This window comes from Streptomyces sp. BL1, from assembly GCF_057628045.1.
On sequence record NZ_JBXYWZ010000002.1, the window covers coordinates 5,526,595 to 5,553,550 of the forward strand.

Here is a 26,956-nt window from a genome sequence, read left to right on the forward strand (position 1 = left end):
TGGGGGAGCATTGGCGTATGCCTCTCTTCAAGCGCAAGACAGCCGGCAAACCCGGCGAGTGGTACTACTGCCTGGAACACAGCAAGGTCGAGGAGGGTCCGGAGTGCCCGGCGAAGAACCGGCTCGGCCCGTACGGGACGCGTGAGGAGGCCGCCCGCGCGATGGAGACGGCCCACGACCGGAACGCCGAGTGGGAGAACGACCCGCGCTGGCACGACAAGTCCGGCCGGGGTGACGGAGCGGACGGCGAGGACCGGGCCTCCTGAACGCCGGGCGGCAACGGGCGGGGTGTTCGTACGCCCCGCCCGCCGTCACTCCCGGTCCGCCCTCACTCCCGGTCCACCGTCACGGGGTTGAAGCCCACGCGGGTGCGCGCCCCGTCGTCCGCCCAGGCCACCTCCACCGTCCCGGCCTCCGCCGTCACCAGCCGGGCCGCACCGGCGAGGGGGTCCGGGGCGGGCTCCCCCGTCAGGGCCGCGAGGGTCACGAAGAGCCGGCTCCCGGCGGACCCCGTCAGGGCCGCGGACTCCGTCCCGGGGAGCGGCCCCGTCAGGGTGGGCACGAGCCCCCACGGGGTGAAGGCCGTGCCGTAGGGGGCGCGGGTCCAGGAGGGTTCGGGCCCGGGCCAGCCGTGCAGCCCGTACAGCTGGGAGGTCACGGTGTCCTCGGGTCCCGTGGCCCAGCCTGTCACGCGGATCCGGGCCCCCTCGGGGGCGCCCGTCACGCGGTGCACCCGCAGTTCGTACCGGCCCCGTACGACGGTGACGCTCTCCACCCGCAGCCCGGGCGCCCCGGCCGTTCCCGGGGGGAAGGCCGGGGTGTGCCAGGAGGCCGCCCAGGCCCAGGAGCCGTCCGGCGCGGTGTCCGCGTCGAGCGGGTGGATGCGGCAGCGGGTGCTGAACGCGCCCGGCGCCCAGGGGAGTTCGACCGCCACGTGGTTGTCGGGGGTGTTGCCGCGCGGGGTGGGCCCCGTACGGGTGGAGTAGGCGAAGCGGGAGTAGAGGGGGTCCTCGGCGGCCGTCTCCTCCGCGGCGGTGGGCCGCATGTGGTCGCTGCCGTGGTTGTGCAGCCGGGCCACCCCGTCCCGGCCGGTGGTCTGCACGAGCAGCCCGGCGCCGGGGAGCGCGAGGGCCCGGTCGGGGCCCTCGGCGGGTGCGGGCTCCTCGCGGTCCGTCCACAGCGGATGGGTGTCGGGGGCCAGCAGGCACACGAAGGCCTTGGACGCCCAGTAGGGGGAGGCCGGACCCGAATAGGGCTGCAGGGTCGGCGCGTGCGGGCCGTGCCAGCCGAGGGAGAGCAGCCCGTCCTCGCCGGCCGCGCCCCGGTCGAGGAAGTAGCGGACGGCGCCGCTGAGGACGCGCCGTGAGGCGCCGGGCGTCAGCGGCGTGTGCCCGGTGACCGCGCCGAGCCCCACGGCGGCGCCGGCGGCGAACCGGTAGGTGAGGGACCGGCCGAAGTGGACGGGTGCGCCGTCGCCGCCGAACAGCAGCCCGAAGGACTCCAGATGGGTCCGCAGCCGGGCACCGTGGTGCTCCAACTGGCCCTGGTCTCCGGCGAGATGGGCGTGCAGCGTCGGATACAGGTGCAGGGCCCAGCCGTTGTAGTGGTCGAAGGCGCGGCCGTCGCCGTCGGCGTACCAGCCCTCGCCCCGGTACCACCCCTCCAGGAGGGACAGTCCGCGTTCGACGGCCCGTGCCGTCTCGGTGTCGCCGCGGCCCACGGATTCCAGGAAGCCGGCCACCGACAGCGGGAAGAGGTACCAGTTGTTGGGCGCCGGCGCGTGCCGCAGCGCGCCCCGCAGCCACTCCTCGGCCCTGTCCTGCACACCGCTGTCCAGCCGGTCCCACAGCCACGGCGCGGTGAGCCGCAGGCCGAGCGCCACCGAGGCGGACTCCACCATCGGCTGGCCCTGCACGGTGTGGTCGAGGATCAGCGGCCAGGACTCGGCGTCGTCGCGGCCGGGCGTACGGGTGCCCGCGGCGAGACCCTCCGCGTACCGGTCCAGCCACCCGTAGGGGTCCTTTCCCCGGGCGCCCGCGACGCGGAACGCGGCGGCGAGGAACGTCCGGGCGTACCCCTCCAGGCCGTCCGAACGGACCCCCGACACCGAGGGCCGGCCCGGCAGGTCGAGCAGCGCGCCGCGCGGGGTGGCCCAGCGCCAGGCGGCGCCGAGCAGGCCGTCGGCGGTGGCCTCCCAGTGCGCGCGGGTCCAGCCGGTGTAGGGGCTCAACTCCGGGTCGGGGGAGGGGAGTCCGAGAGTGGGGGAGAGTCCGGGGGCAGCAGTCATGCGAGAAACGCCAGCCTTTCCGCTCGTACGGGATGCAGGAAACCCTCACCGCGCGCCCAGCGCGCCACCTCGCTCACCGTCAGTTCGGCGAGCCGCCGCAGCTCGTTGCCCTGCGAGCCGGCCACGTGCGGGGTGATCAGCGCGTTCTCGCAGTCCCACAACGGGTGCCCGGACGGCAGCACTTCGGGCTCCGTCACATCGAGCACCGCCCGGATCCGGCCCTCCCGTACCGCGTCCGTCAGCGCGTCCTGGTCGAGGACGGCGCCGCGGGAGGTGTTGATGAGGGTGGCGTCCGGGCGCATCGCGGCGAGGAGTTCGCGCCCGACGAGGCCGCGGGTGGCGGGCAGCAGCGGCGCGTGCACGCTCACCACGTCGGAGGCGGCGAACAGTTCGCGCAGCGCCACCGGACGGGCGCCCAGCCGTTCCGCCTCCGCGGCGTCCACGTACGGGTCGTACAGCAGCACCTCCAGATCGAAGGCGCGGAGCAGCTCCATGACGCGCCGGCCTGTCAGGGAGGCGCTGAGAATGCCCACCGTACGGCGGTAGTTGCCGACGGTGGAGTGCGAGCCGATCCGGGTCGCGCCGTGGGCGGCCGCGTAGTCGCGTCCCGACTCCAGGACGCGCTTGTTGGCGAGCAGGATCATGGCGAGGGTGTACTCGGCGACGGGCAGCGCGTTGGCGGCGGCCGCGGAGGAGACCTCGATGCCGCGCTGCCAGCAGGCGTCCGTCACGTGGTGGCGCACGGTGCCCGCGGTGTGCGCGACGGCGCGCAGCCGGGGCGCGGCGGTGAGCACCGTCTCGTCGAGAGGCGGGCAGCCCCAGCCGGTGACGAGGATCTCGGTGCTGCCGAGCACCTTGCGCGCGTGTTCGGTGCCGAAGTCGTCGAGGGCGGGCAGCGGTTCGAGGTCGGTGTGCTCGGCGAGCGCGTCGAGAGTGCCGGGGTTGAGCAGGGCCGCGGCCGCGTCGGGGCTCATGGCGAGTGCGGCGCGCGGGCGGTGCGGGGGGTGCGGGCGGTGCGGCATGTCCCTCCAGGACGGTGAGCGGACGGGCGGACGTACGGGCCCGGGTGGGCGGATCCGCCCGGGCGGCACGTCACTTGACGCTGCCCGCGGTGAGCCCCGACCGCCAGTACCGCTGGAGCAGCACGAACGCGGCGATCAGCGGCACCACCGCGAGCAGCGAGCCGGTGACGACGACGGGGTAGTACTCGGGGGAGACGGTGGCGGCGCTGTTCCACGTGTAGAGGCCGAGGCTGACCGGATACAGGTCCTGGTCGGACAGCATCACCATGGGCAGGAAGAAGTTGTTCCAGATCGCGGTCAGTTGGAAGAGGAAGACGGTGACGAAGCCCGGCCCCAGCATCCGCAGAGAGACGCGCACATACGTCTGGAGTTCCCCCGCGCCGTCCATCCGGGACGCCTCCAGCACCTCGTTCGGCACGTAGCCCTGGCTGAAGATCCGGCCCAGATAGACGCCGAAGGGGTTGAAGAGGACCGGGATGAACACCGCCCAGAAGGTGTTGACCAGCCCCGCCTGGGACGCCAGCAGATACAGCGGCAGCGCGAGCACGGTCGGCGGCACCATCACGCCGGCCAGCACCAGGCCGAACAGCTTCTCCTTGTGCCGGAAGGCGTACTTGTCGAAGGCGTAGCCGCAGGCGACGCTGATCATCGAGCCGAGCAGCGCGCCCAGGACGGCGTACAGCAGGCTGTTGGCGTACCAGCGGCCGTACAGCCCGCCGTCCATGGCGAAGAGCTCGGAGAGGTTCGTGCCGAGGGAGAAGTCGCCGAGGGACAGCAGGTCGGAGGAGAACAGCGCGGAGCGGTTCTTCGTCGCGGCCAGCAGCAGCCAGGCGAGCGGCAGCAGTGTGTAGAGCGCGGACAGAGCGACGACCGCGTTGACCGCGCCGCGGCCGAGCAGCCGCGACCGCGGAGCGCGGGCCGTACGCGGCGCGGGTGAACGCCTCGCGGCGGGCGTACGGGCCGGGGCCTGGGTGCTCATCGGGCCTCCCCTTCGGCGGAGTTGGCGCGGTTCGACCAGCGGGCCACCCCGTACGACAGGGCGATGGTCACCAGCAGCAGGACGACGGAAGCGGCCGCGGCGAGGCTGTAGTTGTTGCGGTTGAAGGCCGCGTCGTAGATGTACATGTTCGGCGTGAAGCGGGAGCCGACCATCGGAGTGGTCTGGCTGAGCAGCATCGGCTCGGTGAACAGCTGGAGCGCGCCGATCAGCGTGAACATCGCGACCATCACCGACGAGGCGCGCACCAGCGGGACTTTCACCTGGAGCGCGGTGCGCAGCGGGCCCGCGCCGTCGACGACGGCGGCCTCGATCGTCTCGCGGGGGATGGCCTGGAGCGCCGCGTAGAAGATGACCATGTTGTAGCCGAGGTTGCTCCACACGGCGATGTTGACGATGGAGGGCAGCACGGTGTGCACACCGAGGAAGTCGATGTGGATGTCGCCCTTCGCGAGCAGGTCGACGACGGGGCTGAGGCCCGGCGTGTAGAGGTACAGCCAGATCAGCGCGGCGATGATGCCGGGCACCGCGTGCGGCAGGAACAGCCCCAACTGGACGGTGCGGCGCAGCCGTACGGCCCCCGAGTCCAGCAGCAGTGCCAGCGCCAGCGCGGCGACGACGAGCAGCGGGATGTAGAGCACGCAGTACAGGACGGTGACGCCGAGCCCGGAGAGGAACGTGGGGTCGGCCAGCACGGCCTGATAGCTGCGCAGCCCCGCGAAGACGGTGCGTTCGGGGCCGAAGCCGAGGCCGGGCTGGTCGTCGCTGAAGAAGCTCAGCCACACGGCGGTGCCGACGGGCAGCAGGAACACCGTGCACAGCAGGACGAAGAAGGGCGTCATCAGGACGCCGCAGGCGCCGAGTTGCTTCCTGCGCGCGGTGTTCCGTACGGCGGGCGTACCGGGTGCCGTCTTCGCGGCGCGTGCTGCCGGAGCAGAGGTGGTCGTCGCGGTCACCGGCCCCGACCTCCCTTCCGTACGGTCACGTCGAGGCCGAGGGACTTCAGGTCGGGCAGCGTGGAGCGCTGGGACTCGCGGACGGCGCCGAGCAGCGTGCCCTCGCCGCCGCTCGCGCGGGCCATGCCGTCCTGCAGCGACTTGTGGGTGGCGGTCATGCGCGGACCCCAGCGCCACTGTCCGGTGATGTGCCGGGTCTCGCGGCGGAACAGGGAGTAGACGTCCTGGCCGTCGTAGTAGCTCTCGTCGAACGCCTTGCGGGCGACGGGCACCAGGGACGGCACGGCCGGGTACTGGCTGCTGATGCCGCTGGACAGCCGGGCCTTGAGAGCCTCCGGGCTGGAGACCTGCCACTCGATGAACTCCATGGCGGCGCGCGGATGTCGACTGTCCCGGGTGACGGCGAACGTCGAGCCGCCCTGGGTGCCGATCCGCGGCCGGCCCCTGTCCGCCTCCCACTGAGGGAGGGGCGCCACGGCCCACTTGCCCTTCTGGTCCGGGTGCGCCGACATCTGGGCGCCCGCGTCCCAGGCACCGGTCAGCTTGCTCAGCACCTTGCCGCTGCCGAGCTGCGCCGTACCCAGCTGGGTGTCGCCGCTGTTGGCGGTGATGAGGTCCTCGTCGAGGAGCCGCTGCCAGTAGCCGGTGACCTTGCGGGTGGGGGCGTCGTCCATGGACACCTGCCAGCTGCCGTTCCGGGTGTCGAACCACCGGCCGCCGGCCTGCCAGACGAACCCGGCGAACAGCGGGGCGCCGTCGGTGGGCAGATTGACGATGCGGGCCCCCGGCACCTTCTGTTTCACCTCGCGGGCCGCCTCGGTGAACTCGCCCCAGGTGCGCGGGACTTCGATGCCGTGCCGGGTGAAGACGTCCTTGCGGTAGAGGTAGACCATCGGCTCGACGTCGAGCGGCACGCTGTACGTGCGGCCCTCGAAGGTCGTGAGGGCGAGCGCCTCGGGCTGCAGCTTGCGGCGCAGGTCCTTCTTCAGCAGCGGGGTGAGATCGCGGGCGACGCCGTCGATGGCATAGCCGGGGACCTGCGGATATTCGAGGGTGGCCACATCGGGGGCATTGCCGGCGCGGGCCGCGTTGCTCAGCTTCGCGTAGCCGCCCTGGGTGCCGCTGGGCACCTGCTGGAAGTCGACGTGGATGTCGTCGTGTGTCCGGTTGAAGGCGTCCACCACCTCCTGGCTGCCGCGCAGCGCGGACCAGAAGGTGATGTGGACCGGTCCCTCACGGCTCGTCGCGCGCTGCGCGCCGTCGGCCGCCGTGCCCGAGCAGGCAGTGCCCGCGGCGGTGCACAGCAGGGCCAACGCGGCGGCGGTGACGGTCAGTCGGGTACGACGGGGCGGACGACGCACGGTGCCTCCCGCGGCTGGTGGCTTGTGAGGCGAACGGCCTCAGCGGTGACAGCACGGGAATCCTGAGCGCTTCCGCACAGGGGGTCAATGGAACGCTCAAAAGAAAGTGAAGCGGTCAAACGCTCATCCGGTTTCCGTCTCCGCCGTCGATCCGCGGACCTGCAGCTCCGGCAGCAACTCGACGCGGCGCAGGGCCTCCGGGCGCGCTCCCTCCGGATGCCGCAGACGGCGCAGCAGCAACTCGGCCGCCGCCCTGCCGATCTCCTCCTTGGGCGGCGCGACCGCGGTCAGCGGCGTACTCCCCAGGGAGGCCACCACGTCGTCGTACGCCACCACCGAGCAGTCGCCCGGCACCCGCAGGCCCGCGTCCTGCAACTGCTGCACCAGCATCAGCGCGTCCACATCGCCGTGCAGCACGGCCGCCGTCGCGCCGTGCTCGCGCAGCACGGCGGCCAGATCGAGCGGCGCGCCCTGCGCCCCGTCCGGCACCCAGTCCGGTGCCGGGCTGCTGGGCGTCCCGTTCCGTCCCGCGCCGTCCGGCCCCGGCCCGGCCTGCGGTGAACTCAGCACCACCGCCCAGTCCTTGATCTCCTCGCGCTCCTCGGCGATCTGCGCGAAGGCGGCCCGCACCGAACGCGCCGTCGGGCTGTCGTCCCGCGCGGCCAGCACGATCCGCCGGTGCCCGAGCGCGACGAGGTGCGAGACGGCGAGATGCGTGCCGTACCAGTGGTCGGAGCGCACCGAGTCCATGGCGTGCAGCGGACTGCCCGGCGCCGGCCTGCGCTCCATCAGCACCGCCGGCACGGACAGCCCCGTCAGCCAGCCCGCGTCGGCCCGCTCCGCCTCCGCGCTGCGCCAGCGCGGGGCGATCAGCAGACCGCGCGCCCCGTCCCGCAACGCCCGCCGCGCCATGGTGTGTTCGGCGCCGTCCGTCTGCGGCGCGATGTGCAGCGCCAGCCGCAGCCCCGCCTCCTCCAGCACGGCGCGCGCCCCGTGCACCGTCTCGAAGAGGTACGCGTGGTGCTCCGGCACCACCAGGCCCACCGTGTCACTGTCGGCCGCCGCGATCCTGCCGCGCACCCCGTCCGGCGAGGTCTCCGTCGCACGCACGACGCCGTAGCTGCGGCGCAGCCGCCCGGCCCGCGCGAGGCCCTCGACGTCGCGGCGCACGGTGACGGGGGAGACCTCCAACTCCGTTGCCAGATCGGCGACCCGGGCCATGCCGCGGGCCCGCACCGCGTCGACTATCCGCTGCCGCCTGCGCTCCACAGACTCCCGCATGCCCGCCGCCCCTCGCATGTTCGTTTGACCGCTTTCGCGGAAGCATAACGATCGCCCGGCACGGGCGGCCGTCATCGGCAGGGCCCGTCGTCCGCAGGGCCGGTCACCAGCGGCTGGGCGGGGGCGCCGTCAACTGGTCCGCCAGCCGGGAGAGCCGGTCGCGGAAACCGCGCCGCGAAGTGCGCGGCCCCGGCACCGGCAGACCGTTCTCCCCGGCCGCCGCGCTCACCAGATGCTGCACGGTGTCGAGACCGACCTCGTCGGTCCGTGCCGTCAGCGCGTCGTGCGCGATGCCGTGCAACTCCCCCTGGTCCGTGGAGCTTTCGTCGTCCAGCGCCAGCACGGTCGCACCCGCCCTGCGGGCGTCCTGCACCCGCTCCAGCAGCCCCTCGCCCGGCTGCTCCGGCGCCACCACCAGCAGCGTCTGGGCGCGCCCCGCCGCGGCTATCCGGCCGAGACCGACGGACAGATGGGCCGGCGCCGAGTGCGGAACCCGGTGCCGCACCAGCGTGGGCGACAGCTCCGGAAGCCCCGACCAGGCCGCCTCGTCGTCCAGATGGGCCGCCAGATGCCACGGCTCGTACGCCTCCGTGCCGACCAGCAGCAGACCGCCTCCCCGGGGGACGACCGACGACCGCAGCGCCCCCGCGAACCGCCGGGTGGCCTGCACCCACTCGGTCCCCGCCAGCACTTCCCGCAGCAACGCGACCCGTACGGCATCCATGGACGGATTGTGGACCTGAACCGCTCGCCGGTGCGGAAATTCGGCCAGACAATCCCCGGAACGGGTGGTCGTCAGAGGGGCTGCGGTTCCGGGAGCCGTCGCGTGGGGAGTGCGCCCGCGCGACCCCGACAGACCGTTGTGCGCGGTTTCTTGACGGCCCGTAGGGGGGTGCTTACTGTCACCGCAGGACAAGGGACGTCCTACATCCGGTAGGTGGGGGAGTCGCTCCATGCCGTACCAGGTTTCCGTGCCGTTCCGCTCCGGGGACGACGGTTACGCGAGCTTCCGGATCCCTGCCTGCGTCCGGGCCCCGGACGGTGCGCTGCTCGCCTTCGCCGAGGGCCGCGTGAACTCCTCCGCCGACAGCGGGAACATCGACGTCGTCCGCAAAAGATCCACCGACGGCGGTCTGACCTGGAGCGCACTCCAGGTCGTCGACGGGAACGGCACCGGCACGGCCGGCAATCCGGCGCCCGTGGTGCTCGCCGGCACCGGGCGCGTCGTGCTGGTCCTCATACGCAACGCCGCCACGGCGACCGAGGCCCGCATCCGGCGCGGCCAGGTCTCCGCGGCCGACGGACGGCGCGTCTGGGTGCGGCACAGCGACGACAGCGGGCAGACCTGGTCGCCGGCCCGCGAGATCACCGCGCAGGTCAAGGCGCGCTCCTGGCGCTGGTACGCCACCACCCCCGGGCACGCGGTGGAGCTGCGGCAGCCGCCGTACACCGGCCGGCTCGTGGTCCCCGCCAACCACTCCCTGCCGCCCGCCGGAGGCGACAACGGCACCGAGGGCAAGTACAACGGCGGGCACGCGCTGCTCAGCGACGACGGCGGGCAGACCTGGCGGACCGGCTACCTCGACGACAACACCGACGGACGGGTGAACGTCAACGAGACGACCGGCACCGAACTCCCCGACGGGCGGCTCTACTTGAACACCCGCAACGACTCGCCGGCCCCCGGGAGCCGGGCACACGCCTGGTCCCCGGACGGCGGCGCCACGCTCACCGCCCCCTTCGAGCCCGTACCGGAGCTGACGGCGCCCGTCGTCCAGGGGAGCGTGCTGCAATTGCGCGCCCCCGACGTGCTGCTGTTCGCCGCACCGGGCGATCCGTCCGTGCGCCGGCGCATGACAGTGCGCGCGAGCAGCGACAACGGGGTGAGCTGGCGCCCCGTGCACACCGCCGACGACCGGCCCGCCGCGTACTCCGATCTTGTGCGGGCCGATGACGGCGCGGCCGGACTGCTCTATGAAACAGGGGAGAAGACCCCCTACGAGACCATCACGTTCCGGCGGATCCCGACGGAGGAGCTGGCATGAGCGGCAGGTACGGGAGCGGGCCCGGCAGGCGCGCCGTCCTCGGCGGGACCGCAGCCGCGGCGTCGGCGTTCGCGCTCGGCGGGTGCGGCGGCGGGGAGACGGCGCCGAAGGTGCGGAAACAGGGCCAGAAGATCAACCTGACCTTCTGGTCCTGGGTGCCGATGATCGGCAACGCGGTCGACCTGTGGAACAAGACGCACCCCGAGGTGCAGGTCGAGGTGGAGCTGCTGTCGGCGATCGACGGCATCCAGTACGCGAAGATGAACTCCGCGGTGAAGGCCGGGAATCCGCCCGATCTGGCGCAGATCGAGTTCCCGATCATCTCCGCCTTCGTGCTGGAGGACGCGCTGACCGACCTCACCACGCTGCGCGGCGCCGAGGAGGCGAAGAAGAAGTTCACCGGCTGGCAGTGGCGGCAGTCGGTGTTCGGCAAGTCCGTGTACGCCATCCCGCAGGCGTCCGGGCCGATGGGCATGTACCTGCGCTCCGACCTGTTCGAGAAGTGGGGCATCGACGTGCCCCGCACCTGGGACGAGTACGAACAGGCCGCCGCCGAGGTCCGGAAGCACGACGCGTACATCGAGACCTTCGCCAGCCCCAACTCCATGCGGTTCACGGGCTACGCGTGGCAGGCGGGCGCCAAGTGGTTCCGCGTCGAGGGCGACGAGTGGATCATCACCATCGACGACGGGCCGACCCGCAAGGTCGCCGACTACTGGGAGAACCTGGTCCGCAGGAAGCTCGTCAAGACCATCCCCGACCAGCGCAACGCCTGGTACAAGGACGTGCAGACCGGCTCCATCATCGGCTGGCTGGCCGCCAGTTGGGGCGACGCCCTGCTCGTCGGCAACGGCGGCCCGACGGCCGGCAAGTGGCGCGCGTACCCGCTGCCGCAGTGGCAGGAGGGCGGCAACGCGCAGGCGAACTGGGGCGGTTCGACCACCGCGGTCTTCAAGGGCTGCACGTATCCGCAGGACGCCATGGACTTCGCCGTGTGGCTGAACTCCGACCCCGGCGCGGTGCAGGCCCTCATCAAGGGCGGTGCGGGCTGGCCCGCCGCGAAGACCGGCTGGAAGCCGCAGGACACCGAGATGGGCCGGAAGTTCTTCGGCGGCCAGCACTACAGCACGGTCTTCGAGCGCGCCGACCGCGCCGTCGACACCAGCTGGCAGTGGGGGCCGCTGATGGACACGCTCAACCTCCGGCTCTGGGACGCCTTCAACGACGCGCTCGCCGAGGGCATCTCCTTCCGCAAGGTGCTGCAGAAGGTGCAGAAGGAGCACGTCGAGGACCTCAAGAACAAAGGGCTGAAGGTGAGGGCCGGATGACGACCTCAGTGACGAACCGCCCGTCCGGCCCACCGGGACCGGAGCCCGGAGGGAAACCGAAGGCGTCCCCGCACCGCCGCACCACACGCCGCGCGGCGTTCGGCTTCCTGCTGCCGTTCTCGGTGCTGTTCCTGCTCACCTTCATCGCGCCGGTGCTGTACGCCGTGTGGACCAGCCTGTTCACGGTCGAGCGCAGCGGGAACTTCGGACTCGGCACCACGCAGACCGTGTTCGCCGGCCTCGACAACTACGTACAGGCGCTGGAGAACAGCCGCTTCCTGGCCGGCTTCGGACGGGTGCTGCTGTTCGCCGTCGTGCAGATCCCCGTGATGCTGATCCTCGCGACCATGCTGGCGCTGCTGCTGGAGGCGACCTCAGCCCGCTGGGTCGGCTTCTTCCGCACGGCGTACTTCCTGCCGTACGGGGTGCCCGGCGTCATCGCGTCGATCCTGTGGGGCTTCCTCTACGTACCGGGCATCAGCCCGTTCGTGGAGATGGCCGAAGGGATCGGCTGGAACCTGGACTTCTTCGGGCCGGACACGGTGCTCTGGTCCATCGCGAACATCGTCGTCTGGCAGTTCACCGGCTACAACATGCTGGTGCTGGTCGCCCAGCTCAAGTCGATCTCCCCCGATCTGTACGAGGCGGCCCGGATCGACGGGGCCAACGCCTGGCAGGTGGCCCGGCATGTGAAGATCCCGCTGATCCGGCCCGCGCTGGTGCTCACCGCCGTGTTCAGCATCATCGGCTGCATCCAGCTGTTCGCGGAACCCATGGTGCTCAAGCCGCTGACCAGCACCATCGACTCGGGCTTCACGCCGAACCTGCACGCGTACACCGAGGCGTTCAAGAGCAACAACCAGCACTCGGCCGCCGCCGAAGCCGTGATCCTGGCGCTGCTGGCGTGCGTGCTGTCGTTCGGCTTCCTGCGGCTCGTCGGCGGACAGGCCGCGGAGCGCACCCGCAAACGGAAGCGCAAGTCCCGTACCGGCAGCGGCGGGAGCGGCAACGGAGCATCCACGGGGGAGCGCGCATGAGCATGAAAACGATCAGCCGCGTCCCCGTCCGCTACCGGATCATCACGCTCACCGTGCTGACGATCGCGATGCTGTACTTCCTGCTGCCGGTGTACTGGCTGGTGGTCTCGGCGACGAAGAGCACCGAGGGACTGTTCGGCAGCTTCGGACTCTGGTTCTCCGACCCGCGTCCGCTGGAACGGCTCGGCGACATGCTCGCCTTCGACAACGCGATCTATCTGCGCTGGACCCTGAACAGCCTGATCTACGCCGGGATCGGCGCGCTGACGGCCACACTGTTCTCCGCGGCCGCCGGCTACGCGCTCGCCAAGTACGCGTTCCGCGGCCGCGAGACGATCTTCAACATCGTGCTGGCCGGCGTACTGCTCCCGCAGACCGTGCTGGCCCTGCCGCTGTATCTGCTGTTCAGCGAGGCCGGCATGGCCAACACGTACTGGTCGGTGCTGCTGCCCAGCATGGTCAGCCCGTTCGGCGTGTACCTGTGCCGGATCTACGCCGCGGCCGCCGTGCCCGACTCGCTGCTGGAGGCGGCCAGGATCGACGGCGCGGGAGAGTTGCGGATCTTCCGTACGCTGTCGCTGCGGATGATGGTCCCCGCGCTGGTGACGGTGTTCCTCTTCCAGTTCGTGCACATCTGGAACAGCTTCTTCCTGCCGCTGGTGATGCTCGCGGACTCGAAGCTCTACCCGATCCAGCTGGGCCTCACGAGCTGGCAGGGCTTCGCCGACCGGCAGCCCGAGCTCTACCAGTACACCGTCGGCGGCGCGTTCCTGTCCGTGGTGCCGCTGATGATCCTCATCGGCGCGCTGCAGCGGTACTGGCGCGCGGGACTCACGGAGGGCAGTGTCAAGGCGTGATCACCTTCACGCCGTACGGTGCGGGCGTCCCGTACCGCGGTGGTGGCAGGATCCTCGTATGACCTCTCCCACTGCATCACCCGCGCCCAAGAAGGACCCCTGGGACCTGCCCGACGTGTCAGGGCTCACCGTCGGAGTCCTCGGCGGCACCGGCGACCAGGGCCGCGGCCTGGCCTACCGGCTCGCCCGGGTCGGCCAGAAGATCGTGATCGGCTCGCGCGCCGCGGAGCGCGCCGAGCAGGCCGCGGCCGAACTCGGCCACGGCGTCGAGGGACTGGAGAACGCGGAGTGCGCCCGGCGCTCCGACATCGTGGTCGTGGCCGTGCCGTGGGACGGGCACGCCAAGACGCTGGAGGCGCTCCGCGGCGACCTGGCGGGCAAGCTCGTCGTCGACTGCGTCAACCCGCTCGGCTTCGACAAGAAGGGCGCGTACGCGCTGAAGCCCGAGGAGGGCAGCGCCGCCGAACAGGCCGCGGCGCTGCTGCCCGAGTCGCGCGTCACCGCCGCCTTCCACCACCTGTCCGCCGTGCTGCTCTCCGACCCGGAGGTCGAGGAGATCGAGACGGACGTGATGGTGCTCGGCGAGGTGCGCGCCGACTGCGAGACCGTCCAGGCGCTGGCGCAGCGCATCCCCGGCATGCGCGGCGTGTTCGCGGGCCGGCTGCGGAACGCGCACCAGGTGGAGTCCCTGGTCGCCAACCTCATCTCGGTGAACCGCCGTTACAAGGCACACGCCGGGGTGCGCCTCACCGACATCTGAGGCACACCCTCCCAGCGGTCCGCCGCGGCACCGAGCCGCCGAAGATCGCCGGCGGGCATGGGGGAGAATGGCCGGGTCTGCGTTCGTGCACGGTCCGTCTGGAGATCCGCCCCATGCCCGCCCTCACCCCCCGCACCCCCCGCGGCTTCGCTCTCTACGCCACGCTCGTCTGCGTGCTCGCCGTGGTCGCGGCCGCGGTGTCCTTCCTCAAGGGCAGCTGGATCGGCATCGTCTGGATCCTGCTGGCGGGGCTGACCTCCAACATGGCCTGGTACTACGCCCGCCGGGCCCGCGCCGCGAAGAACGCGGCGGCGCCCGGGCCCGGGGCTACACCGGCGGAGTGACCGTGATCTGCGGCTCGCCCTCCCAGAACCGGAAGTACTCCAGGCCGTAGTCGACATCGGTGGGCGAGACGCCGAGCGCGCTCGTCACGTGGTCGATCACGTCCCAGAACACGTGGTTGACCGCGGGGATCCACAGGCAGCCGAACACCAGCAGCATCCCGAACGGCGCGAACGGCTCGGCCTGCCGCCGCACTCCGTGCGACAGCCAGGGCTCCAGTACGCCGTAGCCGTCCAGCCCGGGCACCGGAATGAAGTTCAGGATCGCCGCGGTGACCTGGAGCATGGCCAGGAACGCCAGCGCGGACCGGAACGCGTACGGCACATCGCCCACCGCGCCCAGCCAGAACGGCGCGGTCAGCAGTACGGCGAGCAGGGCGTTGGTGAGCGGCCCCGCAGCGGAGATCAGGCTGTGCTTGATCCGTTGGCGCGGGCCGCCGATCCGGCCGCGCTCGATGTAGACCGCGCCGCCCGGCAGTCCGATTCCGCCCATGATCACGAAGATCACCGGCAGCACGATGCTGAGCACGGCGTGGGTGTACTTCAGCGGGTTGAGCGTCAGATAGCCCTTGGCGCCGACGCTCGTGTCACCGGCGTGCAGGGCGCTGCTGGCGTGCGCGTACTCGTGCAGACAGAGCGAGACGATCCAGCCGGAGACGACGAACAGGAACACCGAGAGCCCGGTGACCTCCGCCCAGCCGGACCAGACCGACCATCCGGACACGCCCATGATCGCGAGGAGCCCGAGGAAGACCGGGCTGATGCGGTGATGTTCGGGATGGGTGGAGGCGCTGGTCATGCAACGGGACCGTACCGGGCCGGGGTGCGCCGTCGCGAGTTTCCCCGCGTGCCGGTACGGTGCCGCCGTGGAGTTGGCAGAGCGGATCGCGGACGTACGCGCGGGGGACGGCGACCCGGCGGCGATGATCGGTGAGTTCCGTCGCACGGCGGTCCTGGTGCCGCTTGTGGACGGCGGGGCGTGGACGGCCGAGTACGGCGGCGTGCAGTGGATCCACGCGTTCACGGACGAGGCCGCGCTGGCCCGCTTCGCGCAGTCCCGCGGCGCGCCCCCGGACGAGGAGTGGGAGTACGCGGCGGTGCTCGGAGCGCGGCTGCTGGACGTACTGGTACCGGAGTTGGGGGTGCCCGGCGGGGTCGCCGTGGACATCGCCGACGAGGACGGCTCGATGCTGTTCCCGCCGGTGCGCGGCATCGTCCCCGACGAGGTCGCGGTCGACGGCCCGGACGGAGCCGACGCGTAGCCCGGGGCCCGGCCCTGGCAGCATGACGGTGTGGGCCTTCGCTATCGCGTCCTGGGAACAGCCCGGGCACTCCGGCCGGACGGCACCGCCGTACCGGTGGGCGGGGCGCGGCTGCGCGCCCTCCTGACCGCGCTCGCGCTCGGCGGCGGCCGCCCGGTCCGCGCCGAGACGCTGGCCGCGCAGGTGTGGGCCGGCGACGGCGACGTGCCGGCCGGTGAACTGGCCGCACTGCAGGCCCTGGTGGGGCGGCTGCGCAGGGCGCTCGGCCGGGACGCGGTGGCCTCGGCGGACGGCGGCTACCGGCTGGCGGCCGATCCTGACGACATCGACCTGTACCGCTTCGAACGGCTCGCGGACGAGGGCGCCCGGGCCCTCGCCGACGGCGCGGCCGAGAAGGCCGCCGCACTGCTCGACGACGCCCTCGCCCTGTGGGAGGGGCCGGTCTGCGCGGACCTGTCCGACGAGGGCGGCCCGGCCGGCGTACGGGCGCGGAACCGCCAACTGGCCGCGCGCCGCGCCCGGCTGGAGGCGGACCTCCGCCTCGGCCGCGCGGAACAGGCGCTGCCCGCGCTGCGGGAACTCGCCGCGGAACACCCGCTGGACGAACCCCTCCAGGCCCTGCACCTGCGCGCCCTGCGCGCCGCGGCCCGCCCCGCCGAAGCCCTCGCCGCGTACGAGGAGATCCGCGGCACCCTCGCCGACCGCCTCGGCGCGGACCCGGGCCCCGAACTCCGCGCGCTGCACGCGGCGTTGCTGCGGGGCGAGGCGGGGGACGGGGCCGGCGGGAACAGTTCCGCGCAGGACGACGCGCGCGCCGGCGCCGGCGAGGGAAGCGGCGCGGCGCCCGGCCGTACGCGGGGCAATCTGCGCCCCCGCCTCACCTCCTTCGTGGGTCGTGCCGAGGAGATCCGGGCCATCGGCGAAGAGCTCCGGCACACCCGGCTGCTCACCCTCACCGGGCCCGGCGGCGCGGGGAAGACCCGGCTGTCCCTGGAGGCCGTCGCCGCGGAGGACCCCGCCGACGGCGTGTGGGTCACCGAACTCGCCTCCGTACGCGCCCCGCAGAGCGCCGGCGACCTCGCGGAGGCCGTGCTCACCGCGCTCGGCGGACGCGAGACGGTCCTCCGGTCGGCCGGCGCCGAGGCCCTCGCGGCAGCCGCGGACCCGAGCGCGCGCGACCCCCTCGCGCAGCTCGCGGAACGCTGCGCGCACCGCCGGATGCTGCTCGTCCTCGACAACTGCGAGCACGTCATCGACGCCGCGGCCGCCCTCGCCGAGACGCTGCTCACGGCCTGCCCGCACATGACCGTCCTGGCCACCAGCCGCGAACCCCTCGGCGTACCGGGCGAGTCCGTGCGCCCCGTGGAGCCGCTGCCGGACCCCGTCGCCCTCCGGCTCCTCGCCGACCGGGGCGCGTCCGCCCGTCCCGGCTTCCGCGTCGAGGACGACCCCGACGCCTGCGCGGAGATCTGCCGCCGCCTGGACGGGCTGCCGCTGGCCATCGAGCTCGCCGCGGCCCGGCTGCGGGCCCTCACGCCGCGGCAGCTCGCAGACCGGCTCGACGACCGGTTCCGGGTGCTGACCGCCGGCAGCCGCACCGCGCTGCCGCGCCAGCAGACGCTGCGGGCCGTCGTCGACTGGTCGTGGGAGCTGCTGGAGGAGCCCGAACGGGCCGTGCTGCGGCGGCTGTCGGTGTTCTCCGGCGGCTGCGCGCTGGAACAGGCCGAGGAGGTCTGCGCGGCCGGGATGCTGCCGGACGACGAGGCGCTGCCTGCCGGCGAGGTGCTGCCCGCGGACGAGGTCGCCCCGCTGCTCGGCTCCCTCGTCGACAAGTCGCTCGTCGTCGCCGACCCGCTGCCGGACGGCACGGGCATGCGTTACCGCCTGCTGGAGACCGTCGCCGAGTACGCCGCGGCCCGGCTCGACGAGACGCCGGGCGCCTGCGCGGCGGCCGGACGCCGGCACGTCGCCGCGTACCGGGAGCTGGCCAGGGCCGCCGACGCGCGGCTGCGCGGGCCCGAACAGACCGGCGCGCTCGACCTGTTGGAGCGCGAGCACGACAACATCCGCGCCGCACTGCGCCGCGCCCTCGCCGCGGGCGACGAACAGGAAGTGCTGTGCCTCGTGCACGCCATGAACTGGTTCTGGCAGCTGCGCGACCACCTCGCCGACTCCCGTACGTGGTCCGCCGCTGCCGCCTCCATGGGCCCCGACCCCTTCGGCCCCGACGCGGAGGACGCCCCTGACGCGGAGGACGGCCCCGTGCCGCCCTTGTACGAGCGGGTCACCGACGCGCCGCCGCCGATGAGCGGGGAACTGCTGGCGGAGGCGCGGCGCGGCGTCGCGCTCATGGTGTTCGCGGAGTCCCAGGTCGGCACGGCCGCACAGGACAGCCCCGAACGGCACGCCAGGATGGCCCGCATCGTCGGCACGTACCGCCCGGGGCAGCCGCAGACGTGCCGGCTGCCGGGCTTCATGTGGGTGTTCGCGTGGATGCTGTCCCAGCCGCTGGACGGCATGGGGGCGCTGATCGACGCGACCGTGCGGGGCTGCCGCGATCACGGCTACACGTGGGAGCTGGCCTTCGTGCTGCAACTGCGCGCAAAACTGGGCAACGACTACCCGGGCGCGATGCAGCGGGCGGCCGTCGACTGCGAGGAGAGCCTGGAGCTCTTCACCCGCGCCGGGGACGCCTGGGGCCGGGCCGAAGCGCTCTCGGGGCGCGCCGAAGTGTGCGTGCTGCGGGGCGAGTTCGGGGCCGCGGCGGAGGACTACCGGCAGGCCATCGCGTGCGCCGAGTCCCTGGGCGCGCACAGCCAGGTGCCGATGCTGCGGGCCAAGCTCGGTGCCGCGCTGGTGGAGACCGGGGACCCGGAGGCGGAGGCGCGGGGCGACGCCCTGCTGCGGCAGGCGTCCGAGGAGGAAGAGTGCCGGCACTCCGGCGAGGGCCCTGACTTCGTCGCCGTGCAGTACGCGATCCGGCTCGGCCGGCAGGGCGCGACGGAGGAGGCCCGGCAGCTCCTGGAGCCGCTGGAGGAGAAGTTCCGGGACGCCATGCCGGAGCTGTTCGGCGGCATGGTGCAGGGCCTGCTGGCGTGGCTGCACTGCCGCGACGGGCAGTACGGGGCAGGCCTGGCGAAGGTGGACGAGGCACTGGCCAAGGTGCGCACCCGGATGGGAGAGGTGGTATCCCCGTCCGTCGTGCTGAACCAACTCGCCGTCGCCGCCTGGGCGATGGCCCGGCTCGGCGCGGCGGAGACCGGGGCGCGGCTGCTCGGCGCACACGACGCGCACAACGCGCGGCCCGAGGGCTACCGTCTGCCGCCCGCGGAGGAAGAGGTACGGCGCGACGCGGGCTCGGCCGTACGGGAAGCGCTGCCCGGGGACGGGTTCGCCCGCGCATACGAAGAGGGCGGCGGCCTCTCCGTGGAAGAGGCCGCCGCCCTCGTACACCGCACTGCCCGGGAACGGGCGGCGGCCGGCTGACCGGTCCGCCGCGCGCTTCCGGCTGACGCGACTCTCAGCGCGGTGGGTCGGCGCGCCGCGCCGGCGTCACGCCTTCTTGCGGAACTTGGCGATCGCGATCGGGGCCATCACCACGGTGAGGCCGACCGACCAGACCACGGTCCACATCACCGGGCCGCCGACCGCGCCCTGACCCGTCATCAGGCCGCGGGCCGCGTCGGCGAGCTGCGTCAGCGGGTTGACGTGGGTGAACGCCTCCAGCCAGCCCGGCATCGTCTTCACCGGCACGAAGACCGAGGAGCCGAACTGCAGCGGCATCAGCACCAGGAAGGAGACGCCCTGCACGGCCTGCGCCGTCTGCATCGTCAGCCCCAGCAGCATGAAGATCCACAGCAGGGACGCGCCGAATAGCGCGGTCAGACCGATCGAGGCCAGCAGGCCGAGCCAGTTGCCCTGGATGTCGAAGCCCACCAGGAAGCCGACGGCGAGCAGCACGATGATGGCGACCAGCATCCGGCCGATCTCCACCACGACCTTGGCGACCAGCACCGAGGAGCGGGCTATCGGCATGGACCGGAAGCGGTCCATCACGCCCTTGCGGAAGTCCTCGTTGATGCCGGTGCCCACCGCCATGGCGATGTTCATGCACATCATCGCCATCATGCCGGGCACCAGATACTGCACGTACTTCTCCCGCCCGGCGCTGCCGCCCGCGCCCGCGCCGCCGATGGCGCCGCCGAAGACGTAGACGAAGAGCAGGGTGAAGATGATGGGCATCAGCAGCGCGTCCATCATCGACTCCGGGTCCTGCTTTATCTGCAGGGCGTTGCGGCGCACCAGCGCGCCGATGTGCCGGAGATTGGCACGGAAACCTATCCGGCCCTCGTCCACGCCCTGTTTGGGCGGGACGGGTGCGGGGGCGCCGGGCGCGGTGGCCGGGGCCTGGGGTGCGGTGGCGGTACTCACGCCGCGGCCTCCTCGAGCTCGGTGTCGGAAGTGGTGTCGTCGTCGGAGTGGGTGGCCTTCTGGCCGGTGAGGGCCAGGAACACCTCGTCCAGGCTGGGCAGATGGGTGGAGATGTCGGCGATGGCGAAGTCCCGGGCGCCCAGCAGGCCGACCACGGAGGTCAGTTGCTCGTCGCTGACGATGGGCACGGTCACCTCGCCCGCCTTCTCGTCGGCCGTGGCGCCGCCGACACCGTCCAGACCGGCCTGCGCGAGCGCGCCGACCATCCGGGGCAGCTCCTCCGCGGGGCCCGTCGGCCGGATCCGCAGGGTGCGGCCGCCGACGCGGGCCTTCAGCTCGGGCACCCGGCCCTCGGCGATGACCTTCCCGCGGTCCACGACGGTCAGTTCGCTGGCGAGCTGCTCGGCCTCCTCCATGTACTGCGTGGTGAGCAGCACGGTGTTGCCGTCCGCGACGATGTTGTGCACCTCTTCCCAGACCTCGTTGCGCGTGCGCGGGTCGAGGCCGGTGGTGGGCTCGTCCAGGTAGAGCACCCGGGGGCGGCCGATCATCGAGGCGGCCAGGTCGAGCCGGCGGCGCATGCCGCCGCTGTACTTGCTCGCCGGGCGCTTCGCGGCCTCGGTCAGCGAGAACCGCTCCAGCATCTCGTCGGCGCGCTTGCGGGCGTCGCCGCGGGAGAGGTCGAGCAGCCGCCCGATCATGTAGAGGTTCTCCCAGCCGGACAGCTTCTCGTCGACCGAGGCGTACTGCCCGGTGAGGCCGACGGTGCGGCGCAGCTGGCGGGGCTGGCGCACCACGTCGTACCCCGCGACGGTCGCCGTGCCGGCGTCCGGCACCAGCAGCGTCGACAGCATGCGGATCAGGGTGGTCTTGCCCGCGCCGTTCGGCCCGAGCACGCCCATCACGGTGCCCTCGCGCACGTCCAGGTCGATGCCGTCGACCGCCTTGTTGTCCCCGAAGTGTTTCACCAGGCCGCGGACCTCGACGGCGTTGGGCCCCCGGTCGGCTGTGGTGTTCTGTCGCGTCATGCCCTCAAAGATGGCACCCGCCACTGACAATCCACCGATATTCCACCGACAGCCGGCCGATACGGGTACAACGTCCGGCTGCCGGTGGACCGAGGTCCTACGACGGCGGGCCCAACGGCCCCTTCCCGGGGCGGAGTCGGGCCCGTCGCCGCTCTGGTACGGCCGGGCCGCGGATCACGCGAAGCTGTGCTCGGCGTCCGGGAAGGACCCGGAGATCACGTCGTCCGAGAAGGCCGTGGCGGCCTCGCCCAGCACCTCGCGCAGGCGCGCGTACTGCTTCACGAAGCTCGGCACCCGGCCCGGCGTGAGCCCTGCCATGTCCGTCCACACCAGCACCTGCGCGTCGCAGTCGGCGCCCGCGCCGATGCCGACGGTGGGGATGTGCAGCGAGCGGGTCACCTCGGCCGCCACGTCCGCGGGGACCGCCTCCAGCACGACGGCGAACGCGCCCGCGTCCTGCACCGCCTTGGCGTCCCGCAGGAGTTGCTGCGCCGCCTCCTCGCCGCGCCCCTGTACGCGGTAGCCCATCGCGTGCACGGACTGCGGGGTGAGGCCGACGTGCGCCATGACGGGGATGCCGGACTGGACGAGCAGCTCGACCTGGTGCGCGGAGCGTTCGCCGCCCTCCAGCTTCACGGCGCCCGCCCCCGACTCCTTGACCAGCCGGGTCGCGCTGCGCAGCGCCTGTACGGGCCCCTCCTGGTACGAGCCGAACGGGAGGTCGGCGACGACGAGGGCCCGCTTGGTGCCCCGTACGACGGCGGCCGTCAGGATCGCGATCTCGTCCATGGTGACGGGGACGGTGGACTCGTAGCCGAGATGGCAGTTGCCCATGGAGTCGCCGACCAGCAGCACGGGGATGCCCGACTCGTCGAAGACGGAGGCGGTCATCGCGTCGTACGCGGTCAGCATCGGCCACCGCTCGCCGCGCTCCTTGGCGGCGGCCAGGTCGCGCACGGTCACACGGCGGTTGCGCGCGCCGCCGTAGAGGGTGGCGGGCTGCTTGGGGGACTGGTTCTGCGCAGGCGTCATCGCACTGGCTCCTTCAGTTTTCGATCGTCTCGAGGCGCCGGCACGGCGTCCCCGGATACCGTCATGCTGGCACGGATGTGCGCGTTGTGTCACAGGTCCCGGATGATCGGCTGCTGCCGGAACCTCGTGGGCCGCCGTGCACGTCGGGAGACGTGAGAAGGGCTCTTATGCAAGCCTGCGAGCCTGCCGGAACACAGGAAATGGTGGCGGTCGGCGCCGCGCGCCGCGGCTCAAGACCCGCAGGGTGACCGGTTTTTCGGGATATACCGGGGCATCACCTATCGTTCACCAGACATCGTCACAGGCAAGTGAGGAAAGCGGATGGCACGCGCGTACATGGCGGAAGCCACGGACACCGCCGACGGCGGCCGGTACGGGGCCGGCCGCGGCGGAGGCCGGGCGCGCCGCGCGTTCGCCCGGTGGGGAGGGCCCGGCATGTGGCGTCGTGGATGGCTGACCGCCGCTGTCGCGATCGCACTGGCGCTCGCGTTCAGTCTGCACGCCAAGATCCCCAACTCGGTGGGCAACCTCGGCTCCCTCTGGGAGACCTTCCTGCCCTGGGGCGGGCTCCTGATCCCCGTCCTGCTGGTCGTCGCCCTGCTGCGCCGCTCCGTCGTCGCGCTGATCGCGGTGCTGGTGCCCGCGCTGGTCTGGGTCAATCTCTTCGGCAGCCAGGTCACCGACAAGTCCGGTACGGGCGGCGACCTCACCGTCGTCACGCACAACGTGAACGCCGAGAACCCGGACCCCGCCGCCACCGCGCGCAGGGTCGCCACCAGCGGCGCTGACGTGGTCTCGCTGGAGGAGGTCTCCGAGGGCCAGGCCGGCACGTACGAGAAGCAGCTGGCGCACACGTTCCCGTACCACAAGCTGGTGGGCACGGTCGGCGTGTGGAGCAAGTACCCGATGCGGGACACCCGCACCGTCGACATCAAGATGGGCTGGCCGCGCGCGCTGCGCTCCACCATCGAGACCCCGCAGGGTCCCGTCGCCGTGTACGCCGCGCATCTGCCGTCGGTCCGGGTGCAGTTCCAGGCGGGCTTCACCGCCAACCAGCGGGACAACAGCGCGGACGCGCTGGGCCAGGCGATCGCCGCCGACAAGACCGGCAAGGTCGTGCTGCTCGGTGACCTCAACGGCACCATGAACGACCGCGCGCTGGCGCCCGTCACCTCCCAGATGCGCTCCACGCAGGGCGCGGCGGGCGACGGCTTCGGCTTCAGCTGGCCCGCGTCGTTCCCCATGGCGCGGATCGACCAGATCATGGTGAAGAACCTGAAGCCGGTGGCCTCCTGGAATCTCCACGAGACCGGCAGTGACCACCTGCCCGTGGCGGCCACGGTCAACTTCTAGCCGGCCGGACCGGCACCCCGGAGGCTCCGACGACGGCGCCCCGGCCCCGCACGACGCGGTGGCCGGGGCGTTCGCGTGTGCGCCGGGCGGCGCCCCCGCGGGCCGCAGATGTAGCCCGCCTGAAACGCGGTGTTGGCCTCCGGGAACAATGAGCCTGCGAGACTTTGTTTTCGACGAGAACTTACGGAGCCGGTTCAGCGCGGAACGCTCCGTTTTCCCTGGTTTCGTCCCCTTTGTGTACGCTCTGTCGGCTCATGTCCTGACAGACCTTGACCACCTCTGCCTGGAAAGGTGCCTGCGCTATGCCCTTGGCCCTGCTCGCCCTGGCGATATCGGCCTTCGGGATCGGTACGACCGAGTTCGTCATGATGGGCCTCATGCCCAACGTCGCGGACGACATGGGCACTTCGGTACCCACCGCCGGGTATCTCGTCTCCGCCTACGCCATCGGCGTCGTCATCGGTGCCCCGCTGCTCACCGCGCTCGGGGCCCGCATCCCGCGCAAGCGGATGATGCTCGCGCTGATGGCGCTGTTCACCGTCGGCAACCTCGCCTCCGCGCTCGCGCCCAGCTTCGGCACGCTCATGGCCGGACGGGTGCTGGCCGGGCTGCCGCACGGCGCGTTCTTCGGCGTCGGCGCCGTCGTCGCAGCGCGTCTCGTACGCGAGGACCGCCGCGCCCGCGCCGTCGCCATCATGTTCATGGGACTCACGGTGGCCAACATCGTCGGCGTCCCCGCCGGCACGGCCATCGGCCAGCAGCTCGGCTGGCGGGCCACCTTCCTGGTCGTCACCGCGATCGGCCTGCTGGCGATGGCCTCGCTCGCGGCGCTGATCCCGAAGCTGCCGACGGAGAAGCAGAACGGCGTCGGCCACGAGCTGCGCGCCCTGTGGAACGGGCAGGTCCTGCTCGGCCTGCTCACCGCGGTCTGCGGCTTCGGCGGCGTGTTCGCCGTCTACAGCTACCTGGCCTCGATGATGACCAAGATCACCGGACTCCCCGAGTCGGGCACCACGTGGGTGCTGGCGCTGTTCGGCATCGGCATGACCCTCGGCGCCGTCGCCGCGGGCCCGCTCACCGACCGCGCGCTGCGGCCCACCCTGTACGGGGCGCTCGCCGCGCTCGCCGTCTCCCTCGTCGTCTTCACCTACGCGGTGCACGTGACCTGGGCGGCGCTGATCATGGTCGTGATCCTCGGCGCGGTCGGCTTCGGCACCACGACGCCGATCCAGATGCTGGTGATGACCAAGGCACAGGACGCGCCGACGCTGGCCTCCGCGTCCAACCACTCCGCGTTCAACCTCGCGAACGCGGGCGGCGCCTGGCTCGGCGGCGTGGTCATCTCGGCCGGCTTCGGCTGGACCTCGCCCGCCGTCGCGGGCGCGGTGCTCGCCGTCCTCGGACTGGCCGTAGCGCTGCTCGCCGGCTTCCTGGACCGCGGCCACACGGGCTCCATGTCCCGCGTGGTCGCCCGCAGCGCGGAGCCGGCCGAGCGCGAAGAGGCCTCCGCGCTCACGAAGTGACACCCGTGCACGAGTGACACCGCGTACACAGGGCCCCGCCGGTCTCCCGGCGGGGCCCTGTCGCGTACGGCGTCACCGGCCGTGGGCCGCGCGTCAGTTGTGCGCTTCGCCCGTCTCCCGCCAGCGGCTGGTGATCGGCAGCCGGCGGTCCTTGCCGAAGCCCTTCGCGGAGATCTTCGTGCCCGGCGGGTACTGGCGGCGCTTGTACTCCGCCGTGTCCGTCATCTTCAGCACCCGCGTGACCAGGTCCGCGTCGAAGCCCGCCGCGATGATCTCCTCGCGCCCCCGGTCCCCGTCCACGTACAGCTTCAGCACCCGGTCCAGCACGTCGTAGTCCGGCAGCGAGTCCGTGTCGACCTGGCCGGGGCGCAGCTCCGCGCTCGGCGGCTTGGTGATCGAGTTCTCCGGGATCGGCGGGGTCTGGCCGCGCTCCTCCGCGGCGCGGTTCCGCCACTTCGCGAGGCGGAAGACGTTCGTCTTGTAGACGTCCTTGATCGGCCCGTACGCGCCGACGGAGTCGCCGTAGAGCGTCGAATAGCCGCACGCCAGCTCGGACTTGTTGCCCGGCGCGAGCACGATGTGGCCCTCCTGGTTGGAGATCGCCATCAGCGTGGTGCCGCGCAGCCGCGACTGGAGGTTCTCCTCGGCGACGCCGGTGAGGCCCAGCGACTCCATGTACGCGTCGAACATCGGCCCGATCGGCACCGTACGCAGATGCAGCCCGGTCCGCTCCGCGAGCACCGCGGCGTCGCCCTTGGAGTGCTCGGACGAGTAGCGCGAGGGCATCGACACCCCGTACACGTTCCCGGCGCCGACCGCGTCGCAGGCGATCGCGGCGACGAGCGCCGAGTCGATGCCGCCGGAGAGCCCGATGAGCACCGAACGGAAGCCGTTCTTCGCGGCGTACGCGCGCAGCCCCGTGACGAGCGCGCTGTAGATCTCCGCGTCGTCCTCCAGCCGCTCGGCCTCCCCGCCGGTGTACTCCGGCGCGTACGCCGGCACCGGCTCCTGCGACAGCACCCGGTGCTCGATCCGCAGCCCGTCGTCGACGGTGCCGGACGGCGGGGTGGCCGCGGCGGCCGGCAGGTCCAGGTCGAGGACGACGCACTCCTCCTCGAACTGCGGCGCCCGCGCGATCACTTCGCCGTCCCGGTCGACGACGATCGAGTCGCCGTCGAAGACGAGCTCGTCCTGGCCGCCGGTCATCGCCACGTACGCCGTCGTGCAGCCGGCCTCCTGCGCGCGCTTGCGCACCAGGTCGAGGCGGGCGTCGTCCTTGTTGCGCTCGTACGGGGAGGCGTTGACCGACACCAGCAGACCCGCCCCCGCGGAGCGCGCGGCGGGCACCCGGCCGCCGTCCTGCCACAGGTCCTCGCAGATGGCGAGCGCGACGTCCACGCCGTGCACCCGCACGACGGGGAGGGTCTCGCCGGGGAGGAAGTAGCGGAACTCGTCGAACACGCCGTAGTTCGGCAGATGGTGCTTGGCGAAGGTCAGCGCGACCTCTCCGCGGTGCAGCACGGCGGCGGCGTTCTGCGGGGCGCCGGCGGGCTGCCCGTACCGGGGCCGGGCGTCCGCGCGGTCCAGATAGCCCACGATCACGGGGGCCTCGCCGAGCCCCTCGTCGTCGAGGCGGCGCGCGAGCGCACCGAGCGCGTCCCTGCTGGCCTCGACGAACGAGGACCGCAGCGCCAGGTCCTCGACGGGATACCCGGTCAGCATCATCTCGGGGAACGCCACGAGATGCGCCCCCCGCCCGACGGAGTGCCGGGTCCAGCGCACGACGGACTCGGCGTTCGCGTCGAGGTCACCGACGGTGGAGTCGACCTGATTCAGAGCGAGACGTAGTTGAGGCACGCCCCCGAGTGTAATCGTCCTTCTGACGCGATGGGGGAGCGCGGGGCGCCCGCGCGCCCAGTGGTCCGTCGCGCGTCTGCTTCAGGAGCGTCATGACGCTCGCCGGGGCGCGCCGTGGCCGCGAAGCCGTGCGGCGCCGGGATCCGGTGAAGGGGGTGCCTGCGTCACAACAGCCCGGGCCCCCTCGAAGGGCGCCGG

The 26,956-nt window shown here is 72.4% G+C and carries 23 protein-coding genes; 11 read left to right on the forward strand and 12 right to left on the reverse strand.

Annotation, left to right across the window (positions count from 1 at the left end):
* Nucleotides 1-17: 17 nt before the first annotated feature.
* Nucleotides 18-266 (forward strand): hypothetical protein, encoded by a 249-nt coding sequence (locus AC3AGO_RS24285; RefSeq protein ID WP_487822351.1) that lies wholly within the window; start codon nt 18-20, stop codon nt 264-266.
* Nucleotides 267-328: 62 nt separating this feature from the next.
* On the opposite strand, the gene AC3AGO_RS24290 is transcribed toward AC3AGO_RS24285, so the two are convergent.
* The 7 genes from AC3AGO_RS24290 to AC3AGO_RS24320 all read right to left on the reverse strand — a co-directional run bounded on the left by AC3AGO_RS24290 (nt 329) and on the right by AC3AGO_RS24320 (nt 8,628).
* Nucleotides 329-2,287 (reverse strand): DUF2264 domain-containing protein, encoded by a 1,959-nt coding sequence (locus tag AC3AGO_RS24290; RefSeq protein WP_487822352.1) that lies wholly within the window; start codon nt 2,285-2,287, stop codon nt 329-331.
* Nucleotides 2,284-3,309 carry a hydroxyacid dehydrogenase gene (locus AC3AGO_RS24295; RefSeq protein WP_487822353.1) on the reverse strand — a complete coding sequence of 342 codons (1,026 nt, stop codon included), beginning with the start codon at nt 3,307-3,309 and terminating at the stop codon, nt 2,284-2,286. The genes AC3AGO_RS24290 and AC3AGO_RS24295 overlap by 4 nt, the downstream gene beginning before the upstream one ends.
* A gap of 70 nt (nt 3,310-3,379) precedes the next feature.
* Nucleotides 3,380-4,288 (reverse strand): carbohydrate ABC transporter permease, encoded by a 909-nt coding sequence (locus AC3AGO_RS24300; protein WP_487822354.1) that lies wholly within the window; start codon nt 4,286-4,288, stop codon nt 3,380-3,382.
* Complete coding sequence (locus tag AC3AGO_RS24305; RefSeq protein WP_487822355.1) at nt 4,285-5,262, reverse strand: carbohydrate ABC transporter permease; 978 nt, start codon at nt 5,260-5,262, stop codon at nt 4,285-4,287. Before AC3AGO_RS24305 ends, AC3AGO_RS24300 begins: the two co-directional genes overlap by 4 nt.
* Complete coding sequence (locus AC3AGO_RS24310; protein ID WP_487822356.1) at nt 5,259-6,623, reverse strand: ABC transporter substrate-binding protein; 1,365 nt, start codon at nt 6,621-6,623, stop codon at nt 5,259-5,261. The genes AC3AGO_RS24305 and AC3AGO_RS24310 overlap by 4 nt, the downstream gene beginning before the upstream one ends.
* A 123-nt stretch (nt 6,624-6,746) precedes the next feature.
* Nucleotides 6,747-7,904, reverse strand: coding sequence for a substrate-binding domain-containing protein (locus tag AC3AGO_RS24315; protein WP_487822357.1), 1,158 nt, complete (start codon nt 7,902-7,904; stop codon nt 6,747-6,749).
* 103 nt (nt 7,905-8,007) lie between these two features.
* A complete protein-coding gene (locus AC3AGO_RS24320; RefSeq protein ID WP_487822358.1) occupies nt 8,008-8,628 on the reverse strand; it encodes a hypothetical protein in 621 nt (206 codons plus the stop codon).
* A gap of 229 nt (nt 8,629-8,857) precedes the next feature.
* Between AC3AGO_RS24320 and AC3AGO_RS24325 the strand changes: the two genes are divergently transcribed.
* The 6 genes from AC3AGO_RS24325 (at nt 8,858) to AC3AGO_RS24350 (ending at nt 14,275) form a co-directional block, all read left to right on the forward strand.
* Entirely contained in the window at nt 8,858-9,949 is a 1,092-nt protein-coding gene (locus tag AC3AGO_RS24325) for a sialidase family protein (RefSeq protein ID WP_487822359.1), read from the forward strand.
* Entirely contained in the window at nt 9,946-11,277 is a 1,332-nt protein-coding gene (locus AC3AGO_RS24330; protein ID WP_487822360.1) for an ABC transporter substrate-binding protein, read from the forward strand. Before AC3AGO_RS24325 ends, AC3AGO_RS24330 begins: the two co-directional genes overlap by 4 nt.
* The gene (locus AC3AGO_RS24335) at nt 11,274-12,314 is read left to right on the forward strand and encodes a carbohydrate ABC transporter permease (protein ID WP_487822361.1); all 1,041 of its coding nucleotides are present in this window, start codon (nt 11,274-11,276) and stop codon (nt 12,312-12,314) included. Before AC3AGO_RS24330 ends, AC3AGO_RS24335 begins: the two co-directional genes overlap by 4 nt.
* On the forward strand, nt 12,311-13,171 hold the full coding sequence (locus AC3AGO_RS24340; protein ID WP_487822362.1) for a carbohydrate ABC transporter permease: 861 nt from the start codon (nt 12,311-12,313) through the stop codon (nt 13,169-13,171). The genes AC3AGO_RS24335 and AC3AGO_RS24340 overlap by 4 nt, the downstream gene beginning before the upstream one ends.
* Before the next feature lie 58 nt (nt 13,172-13,229).
* Nucleotides 13,230-13,931: an NADPH-dependent F420 reductase gene (gene npdG, locus AC3AGO_RS24345; RefSeq protein ID WP_487822363.1), complete on the forward strand. Its 702-nt coding sequence runs from the start codon at nt 13,230-13,232 to the stop codon at nt 13,929-13,931.
* 113 nt (nt 13,932-14,044) lie between these two features.
* Nucleotides 14,045-14,275 (forward strand): hypothetical protein, encoded by a 231-nt coding sequence (locus tag AC3AGO_RS24350; RefSeq protein ID WP_487822364.1) that lies wholly within the window; start codon nt 14,045-14,047, stop codon nt 14,273-14,275.
* Here the strand turns inward: AC3AGO_RS24350 and AC3AGO_RS24355 are convergent.
* Nucleotides 14,259-15,071, reverse strand: a complete 813-nt coding sequence (locus AC3AGO_RS24355) for a site-2 protease family protein (RefSeq protein ID WP_487822365.1) — start codon at nt 15,069-15,071, stop codon at nt 14,259-14,261. The genes AC3AGO_RS24350 and AC3AGO_RS24355 overlap by 17 nt on opposite strands.
* 67 nt (nt 15,072-15,138) lie before the next feature.
* Here AC3AGO_RS24355 and AC3AGO_RS24360 point away from each other — a divergent pair, with 67 nt between their 5' ends.
* Together AC3AGO_RS24360 and AC3AGO_RS24365 are read left to right on the forward strand one after the other, a co-directional pair.
* Nucleotides 15,139-15,534, forward strand: a complete 396-nt coding sequence (locus AC3AGO_RS24360) for a hypothetical protein (RefSeq protein WP_487822366.1) — start codon at nt 15,139-15,141, stop codon at nt 15,532-15,534.
* A gap of 30 nt (nt 15,535-15,564) precedes the next feature.
* Nucleotides 15,565-19,020 carry an AfsR/SARP family transcriptional regulator gene (locus AC3AGO_RS24365; RefSeq protein WP_487822367.1) on the forward strand — a complete coding sequence of 1,152 codons (3,456 nt, stop codon included), beginning with the start codon at nt 15,565-15,567 and terminating at the stop codon, nt 19,018-19,020.
* Between the two features lie 66 nt (nt 19,021-19,086).
* Here AC3AGO_RS24365 and AC3AGO_RS24370 read toward each other — a convergent pair whose 3' ends face one another.
* From AC3AGO_RS24370 to panB, 3 genes are all read right to left on the reverse strand, one after another.
* Nucleotides 19,087-19,965, reverse strand: a complete 879-nt coding sequence (locus AC3AGO_RS24370; RefSeq protein WP_487822368.1) for an ABC transporter permease — start codon at nt 19,963-19,965, stop codon at nt 19,087-19,089.
* Nucleotides 19,962-20,993: an ATP-binding cassette domain-containing protein gene (locus AC3AGO_RS24375; RefSeq protein ID WP_487822369.1), complete on the reverse strand. Its 1,032-nt coding sequence runs from the start codon at nt 20,991-20,993 to the stop codon at nt 19,962-19,964. The genes AC3AGO_RS24370 and AC3AGO_RS24375 overlap by 4 nt, the downstream gene beginning before the upstream one ends.
* Before the next feature lie 174 nt (nt 20,994-21,167).
* Nucleotides 21,168-22,025, reverse strand: a complete 858-nt coding sequence (gene panB, locus AC3AGO_RS24380) for a 3-methyl-2-oxobutanoate hydroxymethyltransferase (RefSeq protein ID WP_487822370.1) — start codon at nt 22,023-22,025, stop codon at nt 21,168-21,170.
* A 435-nt stretch (nt 22,026-22,460) separates the two neighbouring features.
* Between panB and AC3AGO_RS24385 the strand changes: the two genes are divergently transcribed.
* Complete coding sequence (locus tag AC3AGO_RS24385) at nt 22,461-23,378, forward strand: endonuclease/exonuclease/phosphatase family protein (protein ID WP_487824788.1); 918 nt, start codon at nt 22,461-22,463, stop codon at nt 23,376-23,378.
* A gap of 302 nt (nt 23,379-23,680) precedes the next feature.
* A complete protein-coding gene (locus tag AC3AGO_RS24390; protein ID WP_487822371.1) occupies nt 23,681-24,901 on the forward strand; it encodes an MFS transporter in 1,221 nt (406 codons plus the stop codon).
* Nucleotides 24,902-24,994: 93 nt separating this feature from the next.
* Here the strand turns inward: AC3AGO_RS24390 and AC3AGO_RS24395 are convergent, their stop codons facing one another.
* Nucleotides 24,995-26,758 (reverse strand): NAD+ synthase, encoded by a 1,764-nt coding sequence (locus AC3AGO_RS24395; protein WP_487822372.1) that lies wholly within the window; start codon nt 26,756-26,758, stop codon nt 24,995-24,997.
* Nucleotides 26,759-26,956 lie beyond the last annotated feature (198 nt).

Excerpts from the sequence above, each read along its gene's own strand:
- AC3AGO_RS24285 (WP_487822351.1), top strand. The coding sequence starts at position 18 with ATGCCTCTCTTCAAGCGCAAGACAGCCGGCAAACCCGGCGAGTGGTAC.
- AC3AGO_RS24290 (WP_487822352.1), bottom strand. The coding sequence starts at position 2,287 with ATGACTGCTGCCCCCGGACTCTCCCCCACTCTCGGACTCCCCTCCCCC.
- AC3AGO_RS24295 (WP_487822353.1), bottom strand. The coding sequence starts at position 3,309 with ATGCCGCACCGCCCGCACCCCCCGCACCGCCCGCGCGCCGCACTCGCC.
- AC3AGO_RS24300 (WP_487822354.1), bottom strand. The coding sequence starts at position 4,288 with ATGAGCACCCAGGCCCCGGCCCGTACGCCCGCCGCGAGGCGTTCACCC.
- AC3AGO_RS24315 (WP_487822357.1), bottom strand. The coding sequence starts at position 7,904 with ATGCGGGAGTCTGTGGAGCGCAGGCGGCAGCGGATAGTCGACGCGGTG.
- AC3AGO_RS24320 (WP_487822358.1), bottom strand. The coding sequence starts at position 8,628 with ATGGATGCCGTACGGGTCGCGTTGCTGCGGGAAGTGCTGGCGGGGACC.
- AC3AGO_RS24325 (WP_487822359.1), top strand. The coding sequence starts at position 8,858 with ATGCCGTACCAGGTTTCCGTGCCGTTCCGCTCCGGGGACGACGGTTAC.
- AC3AGO_RS24330 (WP_487822360.1), top strand. The coding sequence starts at position 9,946 with ATGAGCGGCAGGTACGGGAGCGGGCCCGGCAGGCGCGCCGTCCTCGGC.
- AC3AGO_RS24335 (WP_487822361.1), top strand. The coding sequence starts at position 11,274 with ATGACGACCTCAGTGACGAACCGCCCGTCCGGCCCACCGGGACCGGAG.
- AC3AGO_RS24340 (WP_487822362.1), top strand. The coding sequence starts at position 12,311 with ATGAGCATGAAAACGATCAGCCGCGTCCCCGTCCGCTACCGGATCATC.
- npdG (WP_487822363.1), top strand. The coding sequence starts at position 13,230 with ATGACCTCTCCCACTGCATCACCCGCGCCCAAGAAGGACCCCTGGGAC.
- AC3AGO_RS24350 (WP_487822364.1), top strand. The coding sequence starts at position 14,045 with ATGCCCGCCCTCACCCCCCGCACCCCCCGCGGCTTCGCTCTCTACGCC.
- AC3AGO_RS24355 (WP_487822365.1), bottom strand. The coding sequence starts at position 15,071 with ATGACCAGCGCCTCCACCCATCCCGAACATCACCGCATCAGCCCGGTC.
- AC3AGO_RS24375 (WP_487822369.1), bottom strand. The coding sequence starts at position 20,993 with ATGACGCGACAGAACACCACAGCCGACCGGGGGCCCAACGCCGTCGAG.
- panB (WP_487822370.1), bottom strand. The coding sequence starts at position 22,025 with ATGACGCCTGCGCAGAACCAGTCCCCCAAGCAGCCCGCCACCCTCTAC.
- AC3AGO_RS24385 (WP_487824788.1), top strand. The coding sequence starts at position 22,461 with ATGTGGCGTCGTGGATGGCTGACCGCCGCTGTCGCGATCGCACTGGCG.
- AC3AGO_RS24390 (WP_487822371.1), top strand. The coding sequence starts at position 23,681 with ATGCCCTTGGCCCTGCTCGCCCTGGCGATATCGGCCTTCGGGATCGGT.